Source organism: Xanthobacter dioxanivorans, assembly GCF_016807805.1.
GTDB classification, from domain to species: domain Bacteria; phylum Pseudomonadota; class Alphaproteobacteria; order Rhizobiales; family Xanthobacteraceae; genus Xanthobacter; species Xanthobacter dioxanivorans.
In genome coordinates, this window is the sequence record NZ_CP063362.1 from 2053028 (window position 1) to 2067546 (window position 14519).

Consider the following 14519-nt stretch of genomic DNA (forward strand, 5'->3'; position numbering starts at 1 on the left):
TCGCCGACTGATGTTGCCTTTGTGTGTGGCGCCGGTTGGAGCAGCTTTCAAGGAAAAAGTGAGCCAATGGTACGGCGGGACCCCCGCATTGGTAATAGCTTGCCCTTGAACTGTGCCTTTTCGGCGGTGCGCCGCGCCGGACCGGGCCTCGAATCGCTTGCTTCATTCCTTCCGGAACAGGAGGTTTCCGAAAAATCCGACAACGAGACTGCCCAATGCCACGGCGAGACCATAGAGCAGACCGTTGTGCTGGGAGAATTCTGCGATCTTCTGTTCGAATCCTGTCTTTTGCACGTTGAAGGTGGTGGTGGCGGTGGCCGACACGCGCCCGGCGCGCAGCAGCGCCACCTCGATCTCGTAGCGACCCAGCGGCGCGGTGCCGGGAATGGAGATCTCGCTGCGGAACACGTTGGGCGCAAGGAAGCTGACGCCGCGCGGGTTCTCGCCGTAGAAGCCCTGGGCCGACTGGATCCGCAGGAAGGCGCTGCGAAACAGGTCGGTGGGGACCGAATCGGCAAAGTCGGTGCCGACGCGCTGCATGAAGATGTTGCGCTCGAGCCCGATCTGCCCGGCCCGCAGCGCGTCGGCGCCGGCCATTTCCGCCGTGGGGCGGGAGGACTGCACGGACAGGAAGGCCGGCACCTCGAGAAAGGTGCGGCTGTCCGAATTCACCCACAGGCCGAGAATGCGGGTCTTGCGCCAGGTGATGAAGGTCTCGCGCGGGCCGCGCACGGTCACCACCACGTCGGCGGCGCCGGTCGCCCCCTCCGGCTCGGCGACGCCGAACAGGACGAGGTCGGCGCCGGTGAAGCCGGAGGTGATTCGCACCTCCGGCTGCGACACCGAGAGCACCAGGCGGTCGGCGCGGGCGAGGCCCGGAGCCGCGCCGCAGGCAAGGCCTGCCGCGACGAGGGCGCCGGCGAGGCGACGGGAGATCACGGCAATGGCTCCACGATGGTCACGGCGAAGGCGTCCGGCGGCCGGCTGACCAGGTCCGCCGCCACGCGCAGCGCCACCGACAGCACCAGGAGGCCGAGGAGCAGCCGCAGGTTCTCCGCCTTCAGCGTCTGCCCCGTCCGCGCGCCGAACTGGGCGCCCATGGTGCCGCCCACCATCAGGACGAAGGCGAGCACCACGTCCACCGTGCCGTTGGCCTCCGCGTGCAGCACGGTGGCCGCCGCCATGGTGACGAGGGTGAGGACGAGGGAGGTGCCCACCGCGGTCTGGGTCGGCACCTTCAGGAGATAGATGAGCGCGGGCACCAGGATGAAGCCGCCGCCCACCCCCAGCACGGCGCCGAGCAGGCCGATGATGAAGCCGAGGCCCACCACCGGCACGGCCGAGATGTAGATGCGCGAGCGGCGGAAGCGCATCTTCAGGGGCAGGCGCATGAACCAGGCGCGGGTGCCGGGCCGCCGCACCACCGCAGGCTCGCCCCGGCGCGCCCGGCGGATGGCGCGCAGGCTTTCCACCAGCATCAGCGTGCCGATGGCGCCGAGGAGCAGGGTGTAGGACACGCGGATGGCGAGGTCCACCTGGCCGATGGTGCGCAGGAACAGGAACAGCAGCACCCCCGCCACCGTCCCCAGGAGACCGCCGGCGAGCAGGACGCCGGCCAGCGGCATGTCCATCATCCCCTTGCGCCAGTAGGACAGGGCGCCGGAGAGGGAGGAGGCGGCCATGTAGGGCGACACGCTGGCCACCGCCACCGCCGGCGGCACGCCGGTGAAGATGAGCAGCGGCGTCATCAGGAAGCCGCCGCCCACCCCGAACATGCCGGAGATGAACCCCACCGCAAGGCCCATGGCGAAGATGGTGAAGATGGCGACGGGCAGTTCGGCGATGGGCAGGTAGATGGTCACGGGCGGACCTTTTGGTCGCGGTCGGTGCCGGGCCTATAATGCGCGCGGCAGGTCAAGGAAAGCTGAAGCCCTTTGATCGAAGAACTTGGCATTGCATCTCCGCGCCGGTGATCCCGCACGGGCCGCGGGACGCCGCCGGCGGGGCGGTTGCATCGGGACGCCGGACCTTCCGTCGCCAAAGCTTCGCGGGCCAAGTTTCGCGAGCCGGTTTCGCGAGCCGGTTTCGCAAGCCATGTATGGATCGCGCTGCCGCTGCTATTGTGGTCCGGTCTTCGGCGCTCGGTGAGGCGTTCGTGTCGCAATCGCGTGTGTACGGATTTTTCGGGACGATCCTTGATTCTCTCGATATGGCCGTCTGCCTGTTCGATGCGGAAGACCACACCCTCCTATGGAACGACACGTTCCTGCGCTTCTTTCCCGAGCATGCCGGCCATGTGTATGCCGGCGAGCCCTATCGCGAAAACCTGCGCCGCTTCTACGACGCCCGGCTCGCGGGGGAGGAGCGGCGCAACATCGACCGGTACATCGAGGAGGGGATCGCCCGCCATCGGGCGCAGTCGCGGCCCTTCGTGTTCCTCCATCTCGGCCGGCGCCTGCGGGTCGCCTCCCTGCCGACGCCGGATGGCCATCGCCTGCGCATCTGGCAGCAGCTGTCGGAGGAGCGCAAGGCCGCCGGGCCGGGCGGGTGGGACGCGTTTCCCATCGACCTGCTCGATCACATTGCCGACGGGGCGATGGTGCTCGACCAGAACGACCGGATCATCGCCACCAACGACGAGTTCCGCGCCCTCTACGACGTTCCGGAAGGACAATCGGTCATCGGCTCGACCCTCGTGGATGTGGTCTGCGCCGCCTGGATAAAGGCGCAGCAGCCCGACCGCTGGTCGGACGGCTTCGTGCCGGACAACCTGCATTTCGTCGGCGCGCCCTTTGAGATCGAGCTTCCCGGCGGCCGCTGGCGGCGGGTCATCGCGCGGCGGTCCGCTGCCGGCATCGGCTATTTCACCCATTCCGACATCACCGAGCTGAAGCGCCAGCAGACGGAGCTGAAGCGCGCGCTGGACGAGCTGTCCGCCATCGCCGCCACCGACGTGCTCACCGGCCTCGCCAACCGCCGCCGCTTCGACGAGGCGATGGGCGATGTGTGGGCGCGCTGCGCCCGGTGGGGCACGCCGGCCGCGGTGCTGCTCATCGACCTCGACCATTTCAAGCTGGTCAACGACCGCTTCGGCCACGCCGCCGGTGACGAATGCCTGAGGCGCGTGGCCGCGGCGGTGCGCGGCGCGGTCACCCGCCCCGGGGATCTGGCGGCGCGCCACGGCGGCGAGGAGTTCGCCGTCCTCCTGCCCAACGCCACGGCGGAGGAGGCGCTGGCGGTGGCGCAGAGCATCCGCCGCGCCATGCGCATCGAGCTTTGGGCCGAGGTGCATCCGGATCTGAAGGTGCTCACGGCGAGCGTGGGCATCTGTGCCATCGCCGCCGTCGGCGCGGTGCCCGCCGATGCCGCCATGCGCCGCGCCGACGAGGCGCTCTACCGCGCCAAGCACCGCGGGCGGGACCGGATCGAGGTTCAGCGCGCCTGACGGCGGTGGCGCACGGCTGCGGCGAAGGCGACGACGAGCGCCGACAGGGCCCGGGCCATCCCCGCGCGCGAGACGCCCCGGGGGCGCCCGCTGCGTCCGGGCAGATGGATGAAGACGGCCGGCGGCGGCCCGCCCGCATCCCGACGCCTCCGCGCCCAGGCGAGGGCATGCAGCAGGCCGGCGTTGCACAGGTAGCGGCCCGCGTCGCGGGAGGTGGCGGCCGGCACCCCGCCGGCGCGCAGGGCCGCCAGAAGGGGGCCGGCCGGCATCGTCGCGCCGAGCGCATCCGGCGCTCCCGCCAGCAGCCGGCGGCCGGGCGGGGGCCGGCGGGCGGCATCAGGCAAGGCGCGCGCCGCATTCACCGCCAGGGTCTCGACCGAGACCCACCGGCGCCGGGCGGCCACGCCGAACAGGATCACGCCATCGGGCACGCGCCGTTCCAGCAGCGCGTCGAGGCGGGAGAGGGCATCCCAGCGCGTGGGCAGGATCTCCACCTCGATGTCGAGCCCGCCCAGGGCCGGCCGCCGCAGCCGCAGCAGATCGGCCACCGCCCGCTGCGATGGATTCACCGGCACGCCGGGAAACGGCCCGAAGGCGCAGACGAGGAGGCGGGCGGGGCGGGTGCTCATTCTCCCTGGCGTCCTAGAGCGTTTCCCCGTTTCATGGAATCGGGGAAACGCCCTATGTCTTTGCGTGATCGCATTTTCTTCACGCGGACCGGTCTCCACTTCGCTCGAAAACGCTCTAGTGATTCGACCGCGACAGATGGAACCCATCTGTCGCGATTAGGTCGAACCACAACTCTTTGATCCACTAGAGCCCGATGAGGCCGGCGATCTCTGCCGCCGCCAGTGCGGGCGCGAGGGTGCCCGCCGCCACCTCCTTCTCAAGCGCGGGAAGGCGCGCCTTCACCGCCGGGTCGTGGGCCACCTTCTCGGCGAGGCGCTCGTTGAGCAGCGTCCACATCCAGCGCACCTGCTGGGCGCGCCGCGTGGCGGCGAAGGTGCCGGCAGCTTCCGATTTCTGCCGGTGCAGCACCACCTGCTCCCATACCTCCGGGATGCCGGCGCCGGTGAGGGCCGAATAGGTGAGGACAGGGGGCGACCAGTGCGGCAGGCGCGCGCCGAGCAGGTGCAGCGCCGTGCGGTATTCCCCAGCGGCGGCGCGGGCGCGGTTGATGTTGTCGCCGTCCGCCTTGTTCACCGCGACGATGTCGGCGAGCTCCAACACGCCCTTCTTGATGCCCTGAAGCTCGTCGCCCGCGCCGGGAAGCATCAGCACGAGGAACGTATCGGTGAGGTCGGCCACCGCCGTTTCCGACTGGCCGACGCCCACCGTCTCCACCAGCACCACGTCGAAGCCGGCGGCCTCGCACAACAGCATGGTCTCGCGCGTCTTCGCCGCGATGCCCCCGAGCGTGCCGCTGGACGGGGAAGGGCGGATGAAGGCATTGCGGTCCACCGACAGGCGGGACATGCGGGTCTTGTCGCCGAGGATGGAGCCGCCGGTGCGGGTGGAGGAGGGATCCACCGCCAGCACCGCCACCTTGTGGCCCTGCGACGTGAGGTAGGTGCCGAGCGCATCGATGGTGGTGGACTTGCCCACCCCCGGCACCCCGGTGATGCCCACGCGAAAAGCCCCGCCGGTGCGCGGCAGCAGCGACTGCAACAGCACCTGCGCCCGGCGCCGGTGATCGGCCCGGCGCGATTCCACCAGGGTGATGGCCCGGGCCAGCGCCGCCCGCTCGCCCTTCGCCACGCTCGCGGCGAGTTTCTCGTCGTCCTCGTGCCGTGCGCCCGTCATGCCCGCCGTGTCCCCACCCACCAGCTCGCTCTCCGCAGGATGTTCGCCCTGGGGCCGTTGGCCCGTCAGCTCCTCCGGCGGATCCGGAGAATCGGATTCGCCATCATCTGGAACCCGCCGTCAGCGTGAACGTTCTTTCCATATCTTTCCACTTCAAGCGAGGACGAGCCAATGAACTGGGATCGCATCGAGGGCAACTGGAAGCAGGTCACCGGCAATCTGAAGGCGCAGTGGGGCAAGCTCACCGACGACGACCTCACCCAGATCAACGGGAATCGCGAGATTCTCGAAGGCAAGCTGCAGGAGCGCTACGGCTATGCCAAGGACGAGGTGAAGCGCCAGGTTGATACCTGGTCCACCAACATCCGGACCATGTGACGCGCCGCGCGCTGGTGAGAGCCGCGCAGGGCAATCCCCGTGCCGCCGCAGCGGCGCGGGGCTTCCTCGTGTCTTCGGGCGGCTTCCGCCTCACGTCACTTTCAGGATGCCGCTGCGGTCGAGGCCGGCCAGCGCGTCTTTGGCCCGCACGCCCCCCACCTCGATCTCCGGGGCGATTTCCGTCAGCGGCACCAGCGCGAAGGCGCGCTCCATGAGGCGGGGATGGGGAATCTCCAGGTCCTGCGCGTCCACCTTCTCGCTGCCGAACAGCAGGATGTCGATGTCGATGCGCCGCGGGCCGAAGCGGACCTCGTGCGGCCGGTCGCGCCCCAGCATCCGCTCCACCAGGAGCGCGAGGAAGAGCAGGCTCCGCGGAGGCACCGGGCTTTCCACCTCCACCACCTGATTGAGGTAGGGTCCCTGCGGGATGGGCCCCCAGGGCGGCGTCTCGTAGAGCGAGGAGCGCGCCCGGATGGTGAGCCCCGCCCGCGCCAGCGTGCCGAGGGCAAGGCCCATGGTGGCGGCGCGCCCGCCCACGTTGGAGCCGAGGCAGAGATAGGCGGTGGTGCCGCGCGAGGGCCTCATCGGGCGTCCCGGATGGCCTCGGCGACGCGCGCCGCCTGCACATGGGCGGCCACATCGTGCACCCGGATGATCTCCACGCCGGCCATGATGCCGATGACGTTGGAGGCGATGGTGCCTGGCAGGCGCTCCGCCGGGGTGGTGTCGATCACCTTACCGATCAGCGACTTGCGCGAGGTGCCCAGCAGCAGGGGCAGCCCCAGCACCCGCAGCTCGTCGAGGCGCCGCACGGCGGAGAGGTTCTGCGGAAAGCTCTTGCCGAAGCCGATGCCCGGATCGAGCACGATGCGCTCGCGCTTCAGGCCGGCCCTGTCGGCCTTCTCCAGCGCCACCTCGAAGAAGGCGAGCATGTCGGCGACGATGTCGATGCCCTCGTCCACGCTCTCGCGATTGTGCATGACCACGGCGGCGGCATCGTAGTCGGCCACCACCCGAGCCATGTCGGGGTCGCGGGCGAAGCCCCACACGTCGTTGACGATCAGCGCCCCCGCCTCCAGCGCGCGGCGGGCGACGGAGGCCTTGTAGGTATCCACCGAGACCGGCACGCCGGTCTCGCCGGCCAGCGGGGCGATGACGGGGGCGATGCGCGCCCATTCGTCCTCCGCCGCCACCGGGGTGTGGCCGGGGCGGGTGGATTCGCCGCCCACGTCGAGCATGTCCGCCCCTTCGGCGACGAGGCGCCGGGCATTGGCCAGCGCGTCCTCGGGCGCGGCGCTGCGTCCGCCATCGGAAAACGAATCGGGCGTCACGTTGAGGATGCCCATGACGAGGGTGCGCGGGCCGAGGGCGATGGCGCGGCCACGGGCGAGGAGGGTGCGGGCAGGAGCAGCGGGCATGGGGGTGATCCAGAGGGGCCCCACTGAAACGCGGCGGGGTTCACATGGCAAGGGGCGGGCAAGGGGCGGGCAAGCGGGCGGGCAAGCGGGCGGGCGAGTGAGCACGCGCGCTCAGGCCTCCCGGCGGCGGGGCACCGCCGGGGGCGGCAGGCCTAGCGCCCGTGCCGGCGCGCCTCGACGATGGCGAGGGCGGCGGCGAAGGCGGCCGGAATGTCCAACTGCGAGGTGTCGAGCAGCGCGGCGTCCTCGGCCATCACCAGCGGTGCCGTGGCGCGGGCCGAATCACGTTCGTCGCGCTTGCGGATGTCGGCCAGCACCGCGTCATAGGTGATCGGCTCTCCCCGGCTGGCCAGCTCGCGGTAGCGTCGCTCCGCCCGCACCTCGGGCGTGGCGGTGACGAACAGCTTGGCCTCCGCCCGGGGGCAGATGACCGTGCCGATGTCGCGCCCGTCCAGCACCGCGCCGCCCGGCTGGGCGGCGAAGCGGTGCTGCAGGTCGAGCAGCGCGGCGCGCACCCCCTGCCGTGCCGCCACCACCGAGGCCGCCTCGCCCAGTGCCGCCGTGCGCAGCGCCTCCGGATCGAGGGTCGAGAGGTCGAGATGGCGTGCCGCCTCCTCCGACGCCGGCGCGTCGTCGAGGCGGCCGAGGGCGAGGCAGCGCGCCGCCACCGCCCGGTAGAGCAGGCCGGTGTCCAGATGGGGGAGCGCGTAATGCGCCGCGAGCCGGCGCGCCAGCGTGCCCTTGCCGGAGGCCGCCGGCCCGTCGATGGCGATGATCACGGCTATCGTCCGCATCAGTTGATGACGGCGCCGAGGCCGCGCATCATGGGCATGAAGGTGGGGAAGGAGGTGGCGATGAAGGCCACGTCGTCCACGCTCACGCCCTGTTCGCTGGCGAGGCCGAGCACCAGGAACGACATGGCGATGCGGTGGTCCATGTGGGTTTCCACCGGCCCGCCGCCACGCACCCCCGCGCTGCCGGTGACAATGAGGTCGTCGCCCTTCACCTCATGGGCGATGCCGCAGGCGGCAAGGCCGGCGGCGACGGCGGCGAGCCGGTCGCTCTCCTTCACCCGGAGCTCGGAGAGGCCGCGCATGCGGGTGACGCCCTCGGCGAAGGCCGCGGCCACCGCCAGGACGGGATATTCGTCGATCATGGCCGGCGCTCGCTCCGGCGGCACCTCGACGCCCTTCAGGCGCGAATGGCGCACCCGCAGGTCGGCCACCCGCTCGCCGCCCTCGGTGCGCTCGGCCACCACCGCGATGTCCGCTCCCATCTCCAGCAGGGTGGTGACGAGGCCGATGCGCAGGGGGTTCATCATCACGTCGGTGAGGGTCACGTCCGAACCCGGCACGATCAGCGCCGCCACCAGCGGGAAGGCGGCGGAGGAGGGGTCCGCCGGCACGTCCACCGGCGCTGCGATGAGGCTTGGCCGGCCTTTCAGGGTGATGCGCCGGCCGTGGGTGCCGTGGGGCTCCACGCGCACGTCGGCGCCGAAATGGGCGAGCATGCGCTCGGTATGGTCGCGCGTGGCCTCGCGCTCGATCACCACCGTCTCGCCCGCGGCGCCGAGGCCGGCGAGCAGCACGGCCGATTTCACCTGGGCGGACGGGACGGGGGTCTCATAGACGGTGGGCTTCAGGGTCGCGCTGCCCTTGAGCGTGAGCGGCAGGCGGCCGCCCTCGGAGGCGGCGGCCAACGCCACGCCCATGGCGGCGAGCGGATCGAGCACGCGTTTCATGGGCCGGCGGCGCAGCGAGGCGTCGCCATCGAAGGTGGCAGTGACATTCTGTCCCGCCACCGCCCCCATCATCAGGCGCACGCCGGTACCGGAATTGCCGAAATCGAGCGGGGCGGCGGGGGAGGAGAGCCCGCGCGCACCCACGCCCTCCACCTCCCATTCGCCTTCGCCGAGGCGGGTGACGCGCGCGCCGAGGGCGGCGCAGGCCTTGGCGGTGTTGAGCACGTCCTCGCCTTCCAGCAGGCCGGTGATGCGCGTCTTGCCCTGCGCGAACAGTCCGAAGATCAGCGCGCGATGGGAGACCGACTTGTCGCCCGGCACCCGCACGCGGCCGGACAGGGGCGGCGAGCGGCGCGCCGTGGCGGGTGTCGCGGGCAAGGTTCCGTGGCCGGACGGGGCGGGGGCGCTTGCGCTGGGTGCGGACATGGGCGGGCTTCCTCGGGCGTCTGCCGGCCTGACGCCGGATGATCGTCTCTTGTCGATTGCGTCGTCTAGCACGGGGTCTCGGCGGGCGTCACGGGCGGGTAATCGGAGGGCCTCGGGGAGATCAGCCCTTGACAGGGGCAAAGTCAGGCGCCAATGGAGCACGCTCCTTTTACAGCCCTCCGAGGATCTTTGCCGTGGCGAAGCCTGAACTCGGCACCAAGCGCATCTGTCCTGTCACGGGGCGCAAGTTTTACGATCTGAACAAGGATCCCATCGTGTCGCCGTTCACGGGGGAATCCTATCCAAGGTCCTATTTTGAACCGGCGGCACGCAGTTCCAGCCGCGCCGAGTCCCGCCCCGTTCCCGAGGAGGCCGCCGGCGAGGAGCCGGATGCCGAGGTGATCAGCCTCGAGGAAGCCGACGAGGAGGCCGCGGGCACCACCAAGGTGTCCGTGGCCGACGACGTGGACGTGGACGACGACATCGAGGCGGGTGACGACGATACCTTCCTCGAGGAAGACGAAGATGATGGGGACGATGTCTCCGATCTGATCGGTGAGGGCCTCGAGGACGACGAAGAGGCTTGATACCCGACGCGGCCTGTGCTTAAAGGCCGCTCTCGCTCGGCGGATCTGATTCACCGAGCACCCCGCCGCGGGACTTCCCGGCGCATGGAAGGGCTCAGAACCTCGTGTTCATGATCCCCGTGCGCAGCCCGCGGCCCGGTGGGGCCATAGCTCAGTTGGGAGAGCGCTTGAATGGCATTCAAGAGGTCGGCGGTTCGATTCCGCCTGGCTCCACCAAAAATATATCCTAAATAACTGAAAACACGAGAAAATTTGCATCTCGGAAACTCCGTGTCCGAGCATCGGCCCTGGCACGCGCGTTGGCTCGTGGCGGTCCATGGTGGACAGAAGCGGGATTGGCCGGGATCAGGTGGGATTGGGCGGGATGCGACCGCTCAGACCGCCTCCCACACCCGGTCGAGGATCTGCGCGGCAAGCGCGTGCTCGCGCCGAACAAGCCGGCGGAGACCCGGCCGAAGACGATGCCGGTTTCCAATGCTCGCCACCGTTGCGACCCTGCTGCTGCAAAAGCGCGCTCGCAGATCACTGAACGGCGCGAAGAGCTCTACACCGCCTTGCGCCTCGGAAGGGCATCATGTGGCGCTTTTCGACGGTCGCTTCAACCGTGGGGTGGGAGAAAGCGCTCTGGATGAAGGCCTGCAGAAAATTAGACTAATTCTAATTTGAAGCTGCCAATCGGGGCCTTCGTCGCTATGCTGCCAGCGATCTGCAGACCCTCCGAGCAGGCATTGCAATGAAACCCCTCCACCGGGAAACCCATCTGATCGCGCGTATCGGCTGGCTGCGCGCCGCCGTCCTTGGCGCCAACGACGGCATTATTTCGACGGCAAGCCTCATGGTGGGCGTCGCGGCGGCATCGACCAATTCGTCCGAGATTCTGGTCGCGGGCGTCGCGAGCCTTGTGGCCGGTGCCATGTCGATGGCGGCGGGGGAATACGTCTCGGTGAGTTCCCAGGCCGACACAGAGAATGCCGATCTGCAGAAGGAGAGGGGAGAGTTGGCCGAGCAGCCGGAAAGCGAGCTGAACGAGCTGACGCAAATCTATGTGCGGCGCGGTGTCGAGCCGGCGCTGGCGCGTCAGGTGGCCGAGCAGATGACGGCAAAGGACGCTTTCACCGCCCATGCGCGGGATGAGCTGGGGCTTGCCGAGCATGTGGTCGCGCGTCCGGTTCAGGCTGCGCTGACATCGGCGATGACGTTCACGGTCGGGGCTGCGATTCCGCTGGCCATCTCCCTTCTGGCACCCGCCGCCCTGATCGCGCCGATCGTCTCGGGAGGATCGCTGATCTGTCTGGCGGCACTTGGTGCGCTCGGCGCGCGGGTTGGTGGTGCAGACATCTGGAGGCCGACCGTCCGTGTGACCTTCTGGGGCGCGATCGCCATGGCGGCGACAGCGGCCATCGGGGCGCTGGTCGGTCACGCCGTCTAGGGGTTCAGTCCCAGAGTGTGGGGGAATCAGCGAAGCTGGTCCCGCATTCCGGGAGGAGTTCTGGGCCAGATACTCCATGGCAGCGCTACGACCACCCACGCCATCCGAGCTGCGATCCAGCGATCGAAGGCTCCGCTCAAAGAGCGAGCGGCGCGCTACGGGATCAACCAGAAAACAGTCGCCAAATGGAAGAAGCGGACCTCCTGCGCGGATCGTTCGGCCGGCCCGAAGGACGCCTAGCCGGCCAGAGGCAAGTTCAAGGCCGACCCGATCGGCCTTTTCCACAGTGAGATCGCCGAGGTGCGGACGGCGGAAGGCGAATCGCATCTGCATGTCGGCATCGACCGCACCTCGAAGTTCGCCCTTGCCCCGCTCGTCGACCAGGCCGTCACGGCGACGGCACGTGCTTTCCTTGATGCACTGGTGGCTGCCGTTCCCTACAGGGTCGAGATCGTTCTGACCGGCAGCGGCATCCCGTTCGCCGACCTGCGCGCGATGCCTTAATGCGCGCGATGCCTTGGTCGGCCGGGACCTTGGCCGGCCTCAGGCGCCCAGGCAGCGGATGAAGGTCTCCACATCCACATTGCCGCCGGAGAGGACGATCACCGCTGTTCCTCCGGACAGGTTCAGCCGGCCTTCCAGCAAGCAGGCGAGCGCCACCGCGCCACCCGGCTCCACCACCAGCTTCAGCTCGCGAAAGGCGAACGCCACCGCCCGCGCCACCTCGGCGTCGGTGACGCTGGCCGCCTCTCCCACCAGGGGGCGGGTGATCTCGAAGGTGAGGACGCCGGGCATCGGCGCGAGCAGGGCATCGCAGAAGGAGCCGGACGGCTCGGCGTTGCGCTCGCGCACGCCGGAGCGGAAGGAGCGGGCATGGTCGTCGAAGCCGGCGGGCTCGCAGGCGACCACCCGCGCGCCGGGCGTGTGGCGCTTCACCGCCAGCGCGATCCCGGCGATGAGGCCGCCGCCGGAGACGTTGGCGGCCACGAGGTCGGGGGCGAGGCCCTGCGCCGCGAGGTCTTCCATGATCTCGCGCCCCACCGTGCCCTGCCCGGCGATCACCTGTGGGTCGTCATAGGGCGGCACCAGCGTCGCGCCGCGCTGCTCGGCGATGGCGCCGGCGATGGCGTCGCGATCCTCGGTGCGGCGGTCATACCCCACCACCTCGGCGCCGAGGGCCCTGGTGCGATCGCGCTTCAGGGCCGGCGCATCGTGCGGCATGACGATGACCGCCGGCATGCCGAGGAGCCGGGCGGCGGCGGCCACGCCCTGGGCGTGGTTGCCGGAGGAGCAGGCGACCACGCCCGCCGGCCGCCGCGATTCGGGAATCTGCACCAGGCGGTTGTAGGCGCCGCGGAACTTGAAGCTGCCGGTGAGCTGGAGCGTCTCCGGCTTCAGGAACACGCGGGCTCCAGCGCGCGCGCTGAGCACGGGGGAGAAGACGAGGGGCGTGCGTACGGCGACGCCCGCCAGCCGTGCCGCGGCGGCGTCCACGTCTTCGGCGGTGGGCATGCGGATGGGTTCGCTCTTCATGGGACGAAACCTAGCCGAGGCCCCCGGCAAAGGCGATAGCCCCGCCTCCGCTGCGCGGCGGGGCTATCGGGCGCTCAAAACAGCATCTGCAGGTCGGCGTCCACCGCGATGGCCTGACCGGAGATGGTGGAGCCCAGGGGGGAGGCGAGGAACACCGCCAGGTTCGCCAGGTGCTGCGGCGGGACGAGCTTCTTCAGCGAGGTGGCGGCGAGCGCCATGGCCTGCACCTGTTCCACCGACAGGTTGCGCTCGCGCGCCTTGTTCTGGAACACCGACTGGATGCGCGGCCCGTCCACCGAGCCCGGGAGGATGGCGTTGGCGCGGATGCCGAACTCGCCGAGCTCCATGGCGAGCGACTTGATGAAGCCGACGACGCCCCATTTCGCCGCCGCATAGGGCGAGCGCAGCGGGAAGCCGAAGCGCCCGGCCGCCGAGGACAGGCCGATGATGGAGGCGTTGTCGCTCTCCTTCAGCGCCGGCACGGCGAGCCGCGTCACGTTGAAATGGCCGGTAATGTCCACGGCGAGGGTGCGGTCCCAGTCCGCCGGGTCGATCTGGTCCACCCGGCCGGTGGGGCCGGCGATGCCGGCATTGTTCACCAGCACATCGAGCCCGCCGAGGCGGGAGAGGGCGCCGTCCATGAAGCGCTGCACGGCGGCGCGGTCGGACACGTCGCACGCCGTGCCGACGGCACCGGGGGCCGTTTCCGCGAGGGCGGCGAGGGTCGCTTCGTCCACGTCGCAGACCTCGACGCGCGCGCCCTCCTTGAGGAAAGCGCGGGCGATCTCGAGGCCGATGCCTCCCGAGCCCGCGGTGATGAGCACCCTGAGGCCGGTGATGCCGAGGTCCATTTCTATATCTCCGTGAGAGGTCCTGGCTGGAAGGGGAGGCCGGATCAGTCCGGCAGCACGCCGCGCGAGAGAATGAAGTCGCCGGCGCTCCAGATGTCGGTGACGAGGGCGGCGCGGGCCGCCTCCGGGTCGCGGGCCCTGAGGGCGCCGATGAGGGCGGCGTGGTGGATGTGCGCCTCGCCCTCGCGCACGCGCTCGGGGCCGGCGCGGAAGTCGAGGTTCAGCACCGGCCCGATCTGCAGCCACAGGCCTTCGATCATCTGCATGAGGGTGGGCAGGTGCGCGGCACGGTACAGGGCGAAATGCAGGTCCTTGTTGTGGCGCATGGCGGCGGCGCCGTCGGGCCGCTTCTTGTCCCGCTCGGCGGCGAACAGGCGCTCGAACCGCGCCACCTCGGCGATCTCCTCGTCGGTGGCGGCGGTCGCGGCGACGGTGACGGCGAGCCCCTCCAGGCTCACGCGGATGAGGCGCAGCTCGGTGAACCGGGCGCGGGACATCAGCGGCACGCGCACCGCGCGGTTGGGCAGCACCTCCAGCGCGTTCTCGGTGACGAGGCGCGAGACCGCCTCGCGCACCGGCATGGCGCTGGTGCCGATGGCGCCGGCGAGGCCGCGCAGGGTGAAGCGCTCGCCGGGGGCGGCGCGGCCCGCCAGTAGCAGCTCCTTCAGGTCGCCATAGACCTGGTCCGCCAGCGTCTGGCGCACGATGCGGACCATGCGGGCGTCGAGCCCGGAGGCCTCCGCCATCCCGTCGTCCCGCGCGTCCGCAGATGCTGTCTTGTGTTCCATGTTTCCCGTCTGCTATGTGTGATCACAGATAACAGATAGTCGAGCCACTCGGCAATCATCCCGGCGCGGGGAACAGGGAAAAATCCCGTCTCCGCAACGACAAGCCGGCCATTGGGAGGA

General features: G+C 70.1%; 15 protein-coding genes, 1 tRNA gene and 1 pseudogene. 6 read left to right on the forward strand and 11 right to left on the reverse strand.

What is annotated here, in order from left to right; translation table 11 throughout:
- Positions 1-162 precede the first annotated feature (162 nt).
- A complete protein-coding gene (locus tag EZH22_RS09690; RefSeq protein ID WP_231711404.1) occupies positions 163-939 on the reverse strand; it encodes a TIGR02186 family protein in 777 nt (258 codons plus the stop codon).
- A complete protein-coding gene (locus tag EZH22_RS09695; protein ID WP_203195432.1) occupies positions 936-1862 on the reverse strand; it encodes a sulfite exporter TauE/SafE family protein in 927 nt (308 codons plus the stop codon). Before EZH22_RS09695 ends, EZH22_RS09690 begins: the two co-directional genes overlap by 4 nt.
- A gap of 293 nt (positions 1863-2155) precedes the next feature.
- Here EZH22_RS09695 and EZH22_RS09700 point away from each other — a divergent pair, with 293 nt between their 5' ends.
- Entirely contained in the window at positions 2156-3445 is a 1290-nt protein-coding gene (locus EZH22_RS09700; RefSeq protein WP_203195433.1) for a GGDEF domain-containing protein, read from the forward strand.
- Here the strand turns inward: EZH22_RS09700 and EZH22_RS09705 are convergent.
- Both EZH22_RS09705 and meaB read right to left on the reverse strand, forming a co-directional pair.
- Positions 3433-4074 (reverse strand): pyroglutamyl-peptidase I family protein, encoded by a 642-nt coding sequence (locus EZH22_RS09705; RefSeq protein ID WP_203195434.1) that lies wholly within the window; start codon positions 4072-4074, stop codon positions 3433-3435. The two genes, EZH22_RS09700 and EZH22_RS09705, sit on opposite strands and share 13 nt — an antisense overlap.
- Positions 4075-4258: 184 nt before the next feature.
- Complete coding sequence (meaB, locus tag EZH22_RS09710; protein WP_203195435.1) at positions 4259-5248, reverse strand: methylmalonyl Co-A mutase-associated GTPase MeaB; 990 nt, start codon at positions 5246-5248, stop codon at positions 4259-4261.
- Between the two features lie 171 nt (positions 5249-5419).
- Here meaB and EZH22_RS09715 point away from each other — a divergent pair, with 171 nt between their 5' ends.
- Complete coding sequence (locus EZH22_RS09715) at positions 5420-5626, forward strand: CsbD family protein (RefSeq protein ID WP_203195436.1); 207 nt, start codon at positions 5420-5422, stop codon at positions 5624-5626.
- 90 nt (positions 5627-5716) lie between these two features.
- Here EZH22_RS09715 and folK read toward each other — a convergent pair whose 3' ends face one another.
- The 4 genes from folK to aroA form a co-directional block, all read right to left on the reverse strand.
- A complete protein-coding gene (folK, locus tag EZH22_RS09720; RefSeq protein ID WP_203195437.1) occupies positions 5717-6211 on the reverse strand; it encodes a 2-amino-4-hydroxy-6-hydroxymethyldihydropteridine diphosphokinase in 495 nt (164 codons plus the stop codon).
- Positions 6208-7044, reverse strand: a complete 837-nt coding sequence (folP, locus tag EZH22_RS09725; protein WP_203195438.1) for a dihydropteroate synthase — start codon at positions 7042-7044, stop codon at positions 6208-6210. Before folP ends, folK begins: the two co-directional genes overlap by 4 nt.
- A 152-nt stretch (positions 7045-7196) precedes the next feature.
- The gene (gene cmk / locus EZH22_RS09730) at positions 7197-7823 is read right to left on the reverse strand and encodes a (d)CMP kinase (RefSeq protein ID WP_203195439.1); all 627 of its coding nucleotides are present in this window, start codon (positions 7821-7823) and stop codon (positions 7197-7199) included.
- Positions 7824-7837: 14 nt separating this feature from the next.
- On the reverse strand, positions 7838-9211 hold the full coding sequence (aroA, locus tag EZH22_RS09735) for a 3-phosphoshikimate 1-carboxyvinyltransferase (RefSeq protein WP_203195440.1): 1374 nt from the start codon (positions 9209-9211) through the stop codon (positions 7838-7840).
- A gap of 194 nt (positions 9212-9405) precedes the next feature.
- On the opposite strand from aroA, the gene EZH22_RS09740 reads away from it, so the two are divergent.
- The 4 genes and pseudogenes from EZH22_RS09740 to EZH22_RS31700 form a co-directional block, all read left to right on the forward strand.
- Positions 9406-9798, forward strand: coding sequence for a TIGR02300 family protein (locus EZH22_RS09740; protein WP_203195441.1), 393 nt, complete (start codon positions 9406-9408; stop codon positions 9796-9798).
- Between the two features lie 140 nt (positions 9799-9938).
- Positions 9939-10014, forward strand: a tRNA-Ala gene (locus tag EZH22_RS09745).
- A gap of 517 nt (positions 10015-10531) precedes the next feature.
- Positions 10532-11227 (forward strand): VIT1/CCC1 transporter family protein, encoded by a 696-nt coding sequence (locus EZH22_RS09750; protein ID WP_203195442.1) that lies wholly within the window; start codon positions 10532-10534, stop codon positions 11225-11227.
- Positions 11228-11287: 60 nt separating this feature from the next.
- Positions 11288-11707: pseudogene (locus EZH22_RS31700) on the forward strand (IS481 family transposase); the annotation flags it as partial.
- Between the two features lie 63 nt (positions 11708-11770).
- On the opposite strand, the gene EZH22_RS09760 reads toward EZH22_RS31700, so the two are convergent.
- The 3 genes from EZH22_RS09760 to EZH22_RS09770 form a co-directional block, all read right to left on the reverse strand.
- Positions 11771-12760 carry a threonine ammonia-lyase gene (locus EZH22_RS09760; protein WP_203195444.1) on the reverse strand — a complete coding sequence of 330 codons (990 nt, stop codon included), beginning with the start codon at positions 12758-12760 and terminating at the stop codon, positions 11771-11773.
- Positions 12761-12834: 74 nt separating this feature from the next.
- The gene (locus EZH22_RS09765) at positions 12835-13611 is read right to left on the reverse strand and encodes an SDR family oxidoreductase (protein ID WP_203195445.1); all 777 of its coding nucleotides are present in this window, start codon (positions 13609-13611) and stop codon (positions 12835-12837) included.
- Between the two features lie 44 nt (positions 13612-13655).
- Positions 13656-14399, reverse strand: a complete 744-nt coding sequence (locus tag EZH22_RS09770; RefSeq protein ID WP_203195446.1) for a GntR family transcriptional regulator — start codon at positions 14397-14399, stop codon at positions 13656-13658.
- Positions 14400-14519: the final 120 nt, after the last annotated feature.

What these genes read in the sequence shown, in the direction of transcription:
- EZH22_RS09705 (WP_203195434.1), bottom strand. Translation starts at nt 4,074, where the DNA reads ATGAGCACCCGCCCCGCCCGCCTCCTCGTCTGCGCCTTCGGGCCGTTT.
- meaB (WP_203195435.1), bottom strand. Translation starts at nt 5,248, where the DNA reads ATGACGGGCGCACGGCACGAGGACGACGAGAAACTCGCCGCGAGCGTG.
- EZH22_RS09715 (WP_203195436.1), top strand. Translation starts at nt 5,420, where the DNA reads ATGAACTGGGATCGCATCGAGGGCAACTGGAAGCAGGTCACCGGCAAT.
- folK (WP_203195437.1), bottom strand. Translation starts at nt 6,211, where the DNA reads ATGAGGCCCTCGCGCGGCACCACCGCCTATCTCTGCCTCGGCTCCAAC.
- folP (WP_203195438.1), bottom strand. Translation starts at nt 7,044, where the DNA reads ATGCCCGCTGCTCCTGCCCGCACCCTCCTCGCCCGTGGCCGCGCCATC.
- aroA (WP_203195440.1), bottom strand. Translation starts at nt 9,211, where the DNA reads ATGTCCGCACCCAGCGCAAGCGCCCCCGCCCCGTCCGGCCACGGAACC.
- EZH22_RS09750 (WP_203195442.1), top strand. Translation starts at nt 10,532, where the DNA reads ATGAAACCCCTCCACCGGGAAACCCATCTGATCGCGCGTATCGGCTGG.
- EZH22_RS09760 (WP_203195444.1), bottom strand. Translation starts at nt 12,760, where the DNA reads ATGAAGAGCGAACCCATCCGCATGCCCACCGCCGAAGACGTGGACGCC.
- EZH22_RS09765 (WP_203195445.1), bottom strand. Translation starts at nt 13,611, where the DNA reads ATGGACCTCGGCATCACCGGCCTCAGGGTGCTCATCACCGCGGGCTCG.
- EZH22_RS09770 (WP_203195446.1), bottom strand. Translation starts at nt 14,399, where the DNA reads ATGGAACACAAGACAGCATCTGCGGACGCGCGGGACGACGGGATGGCG.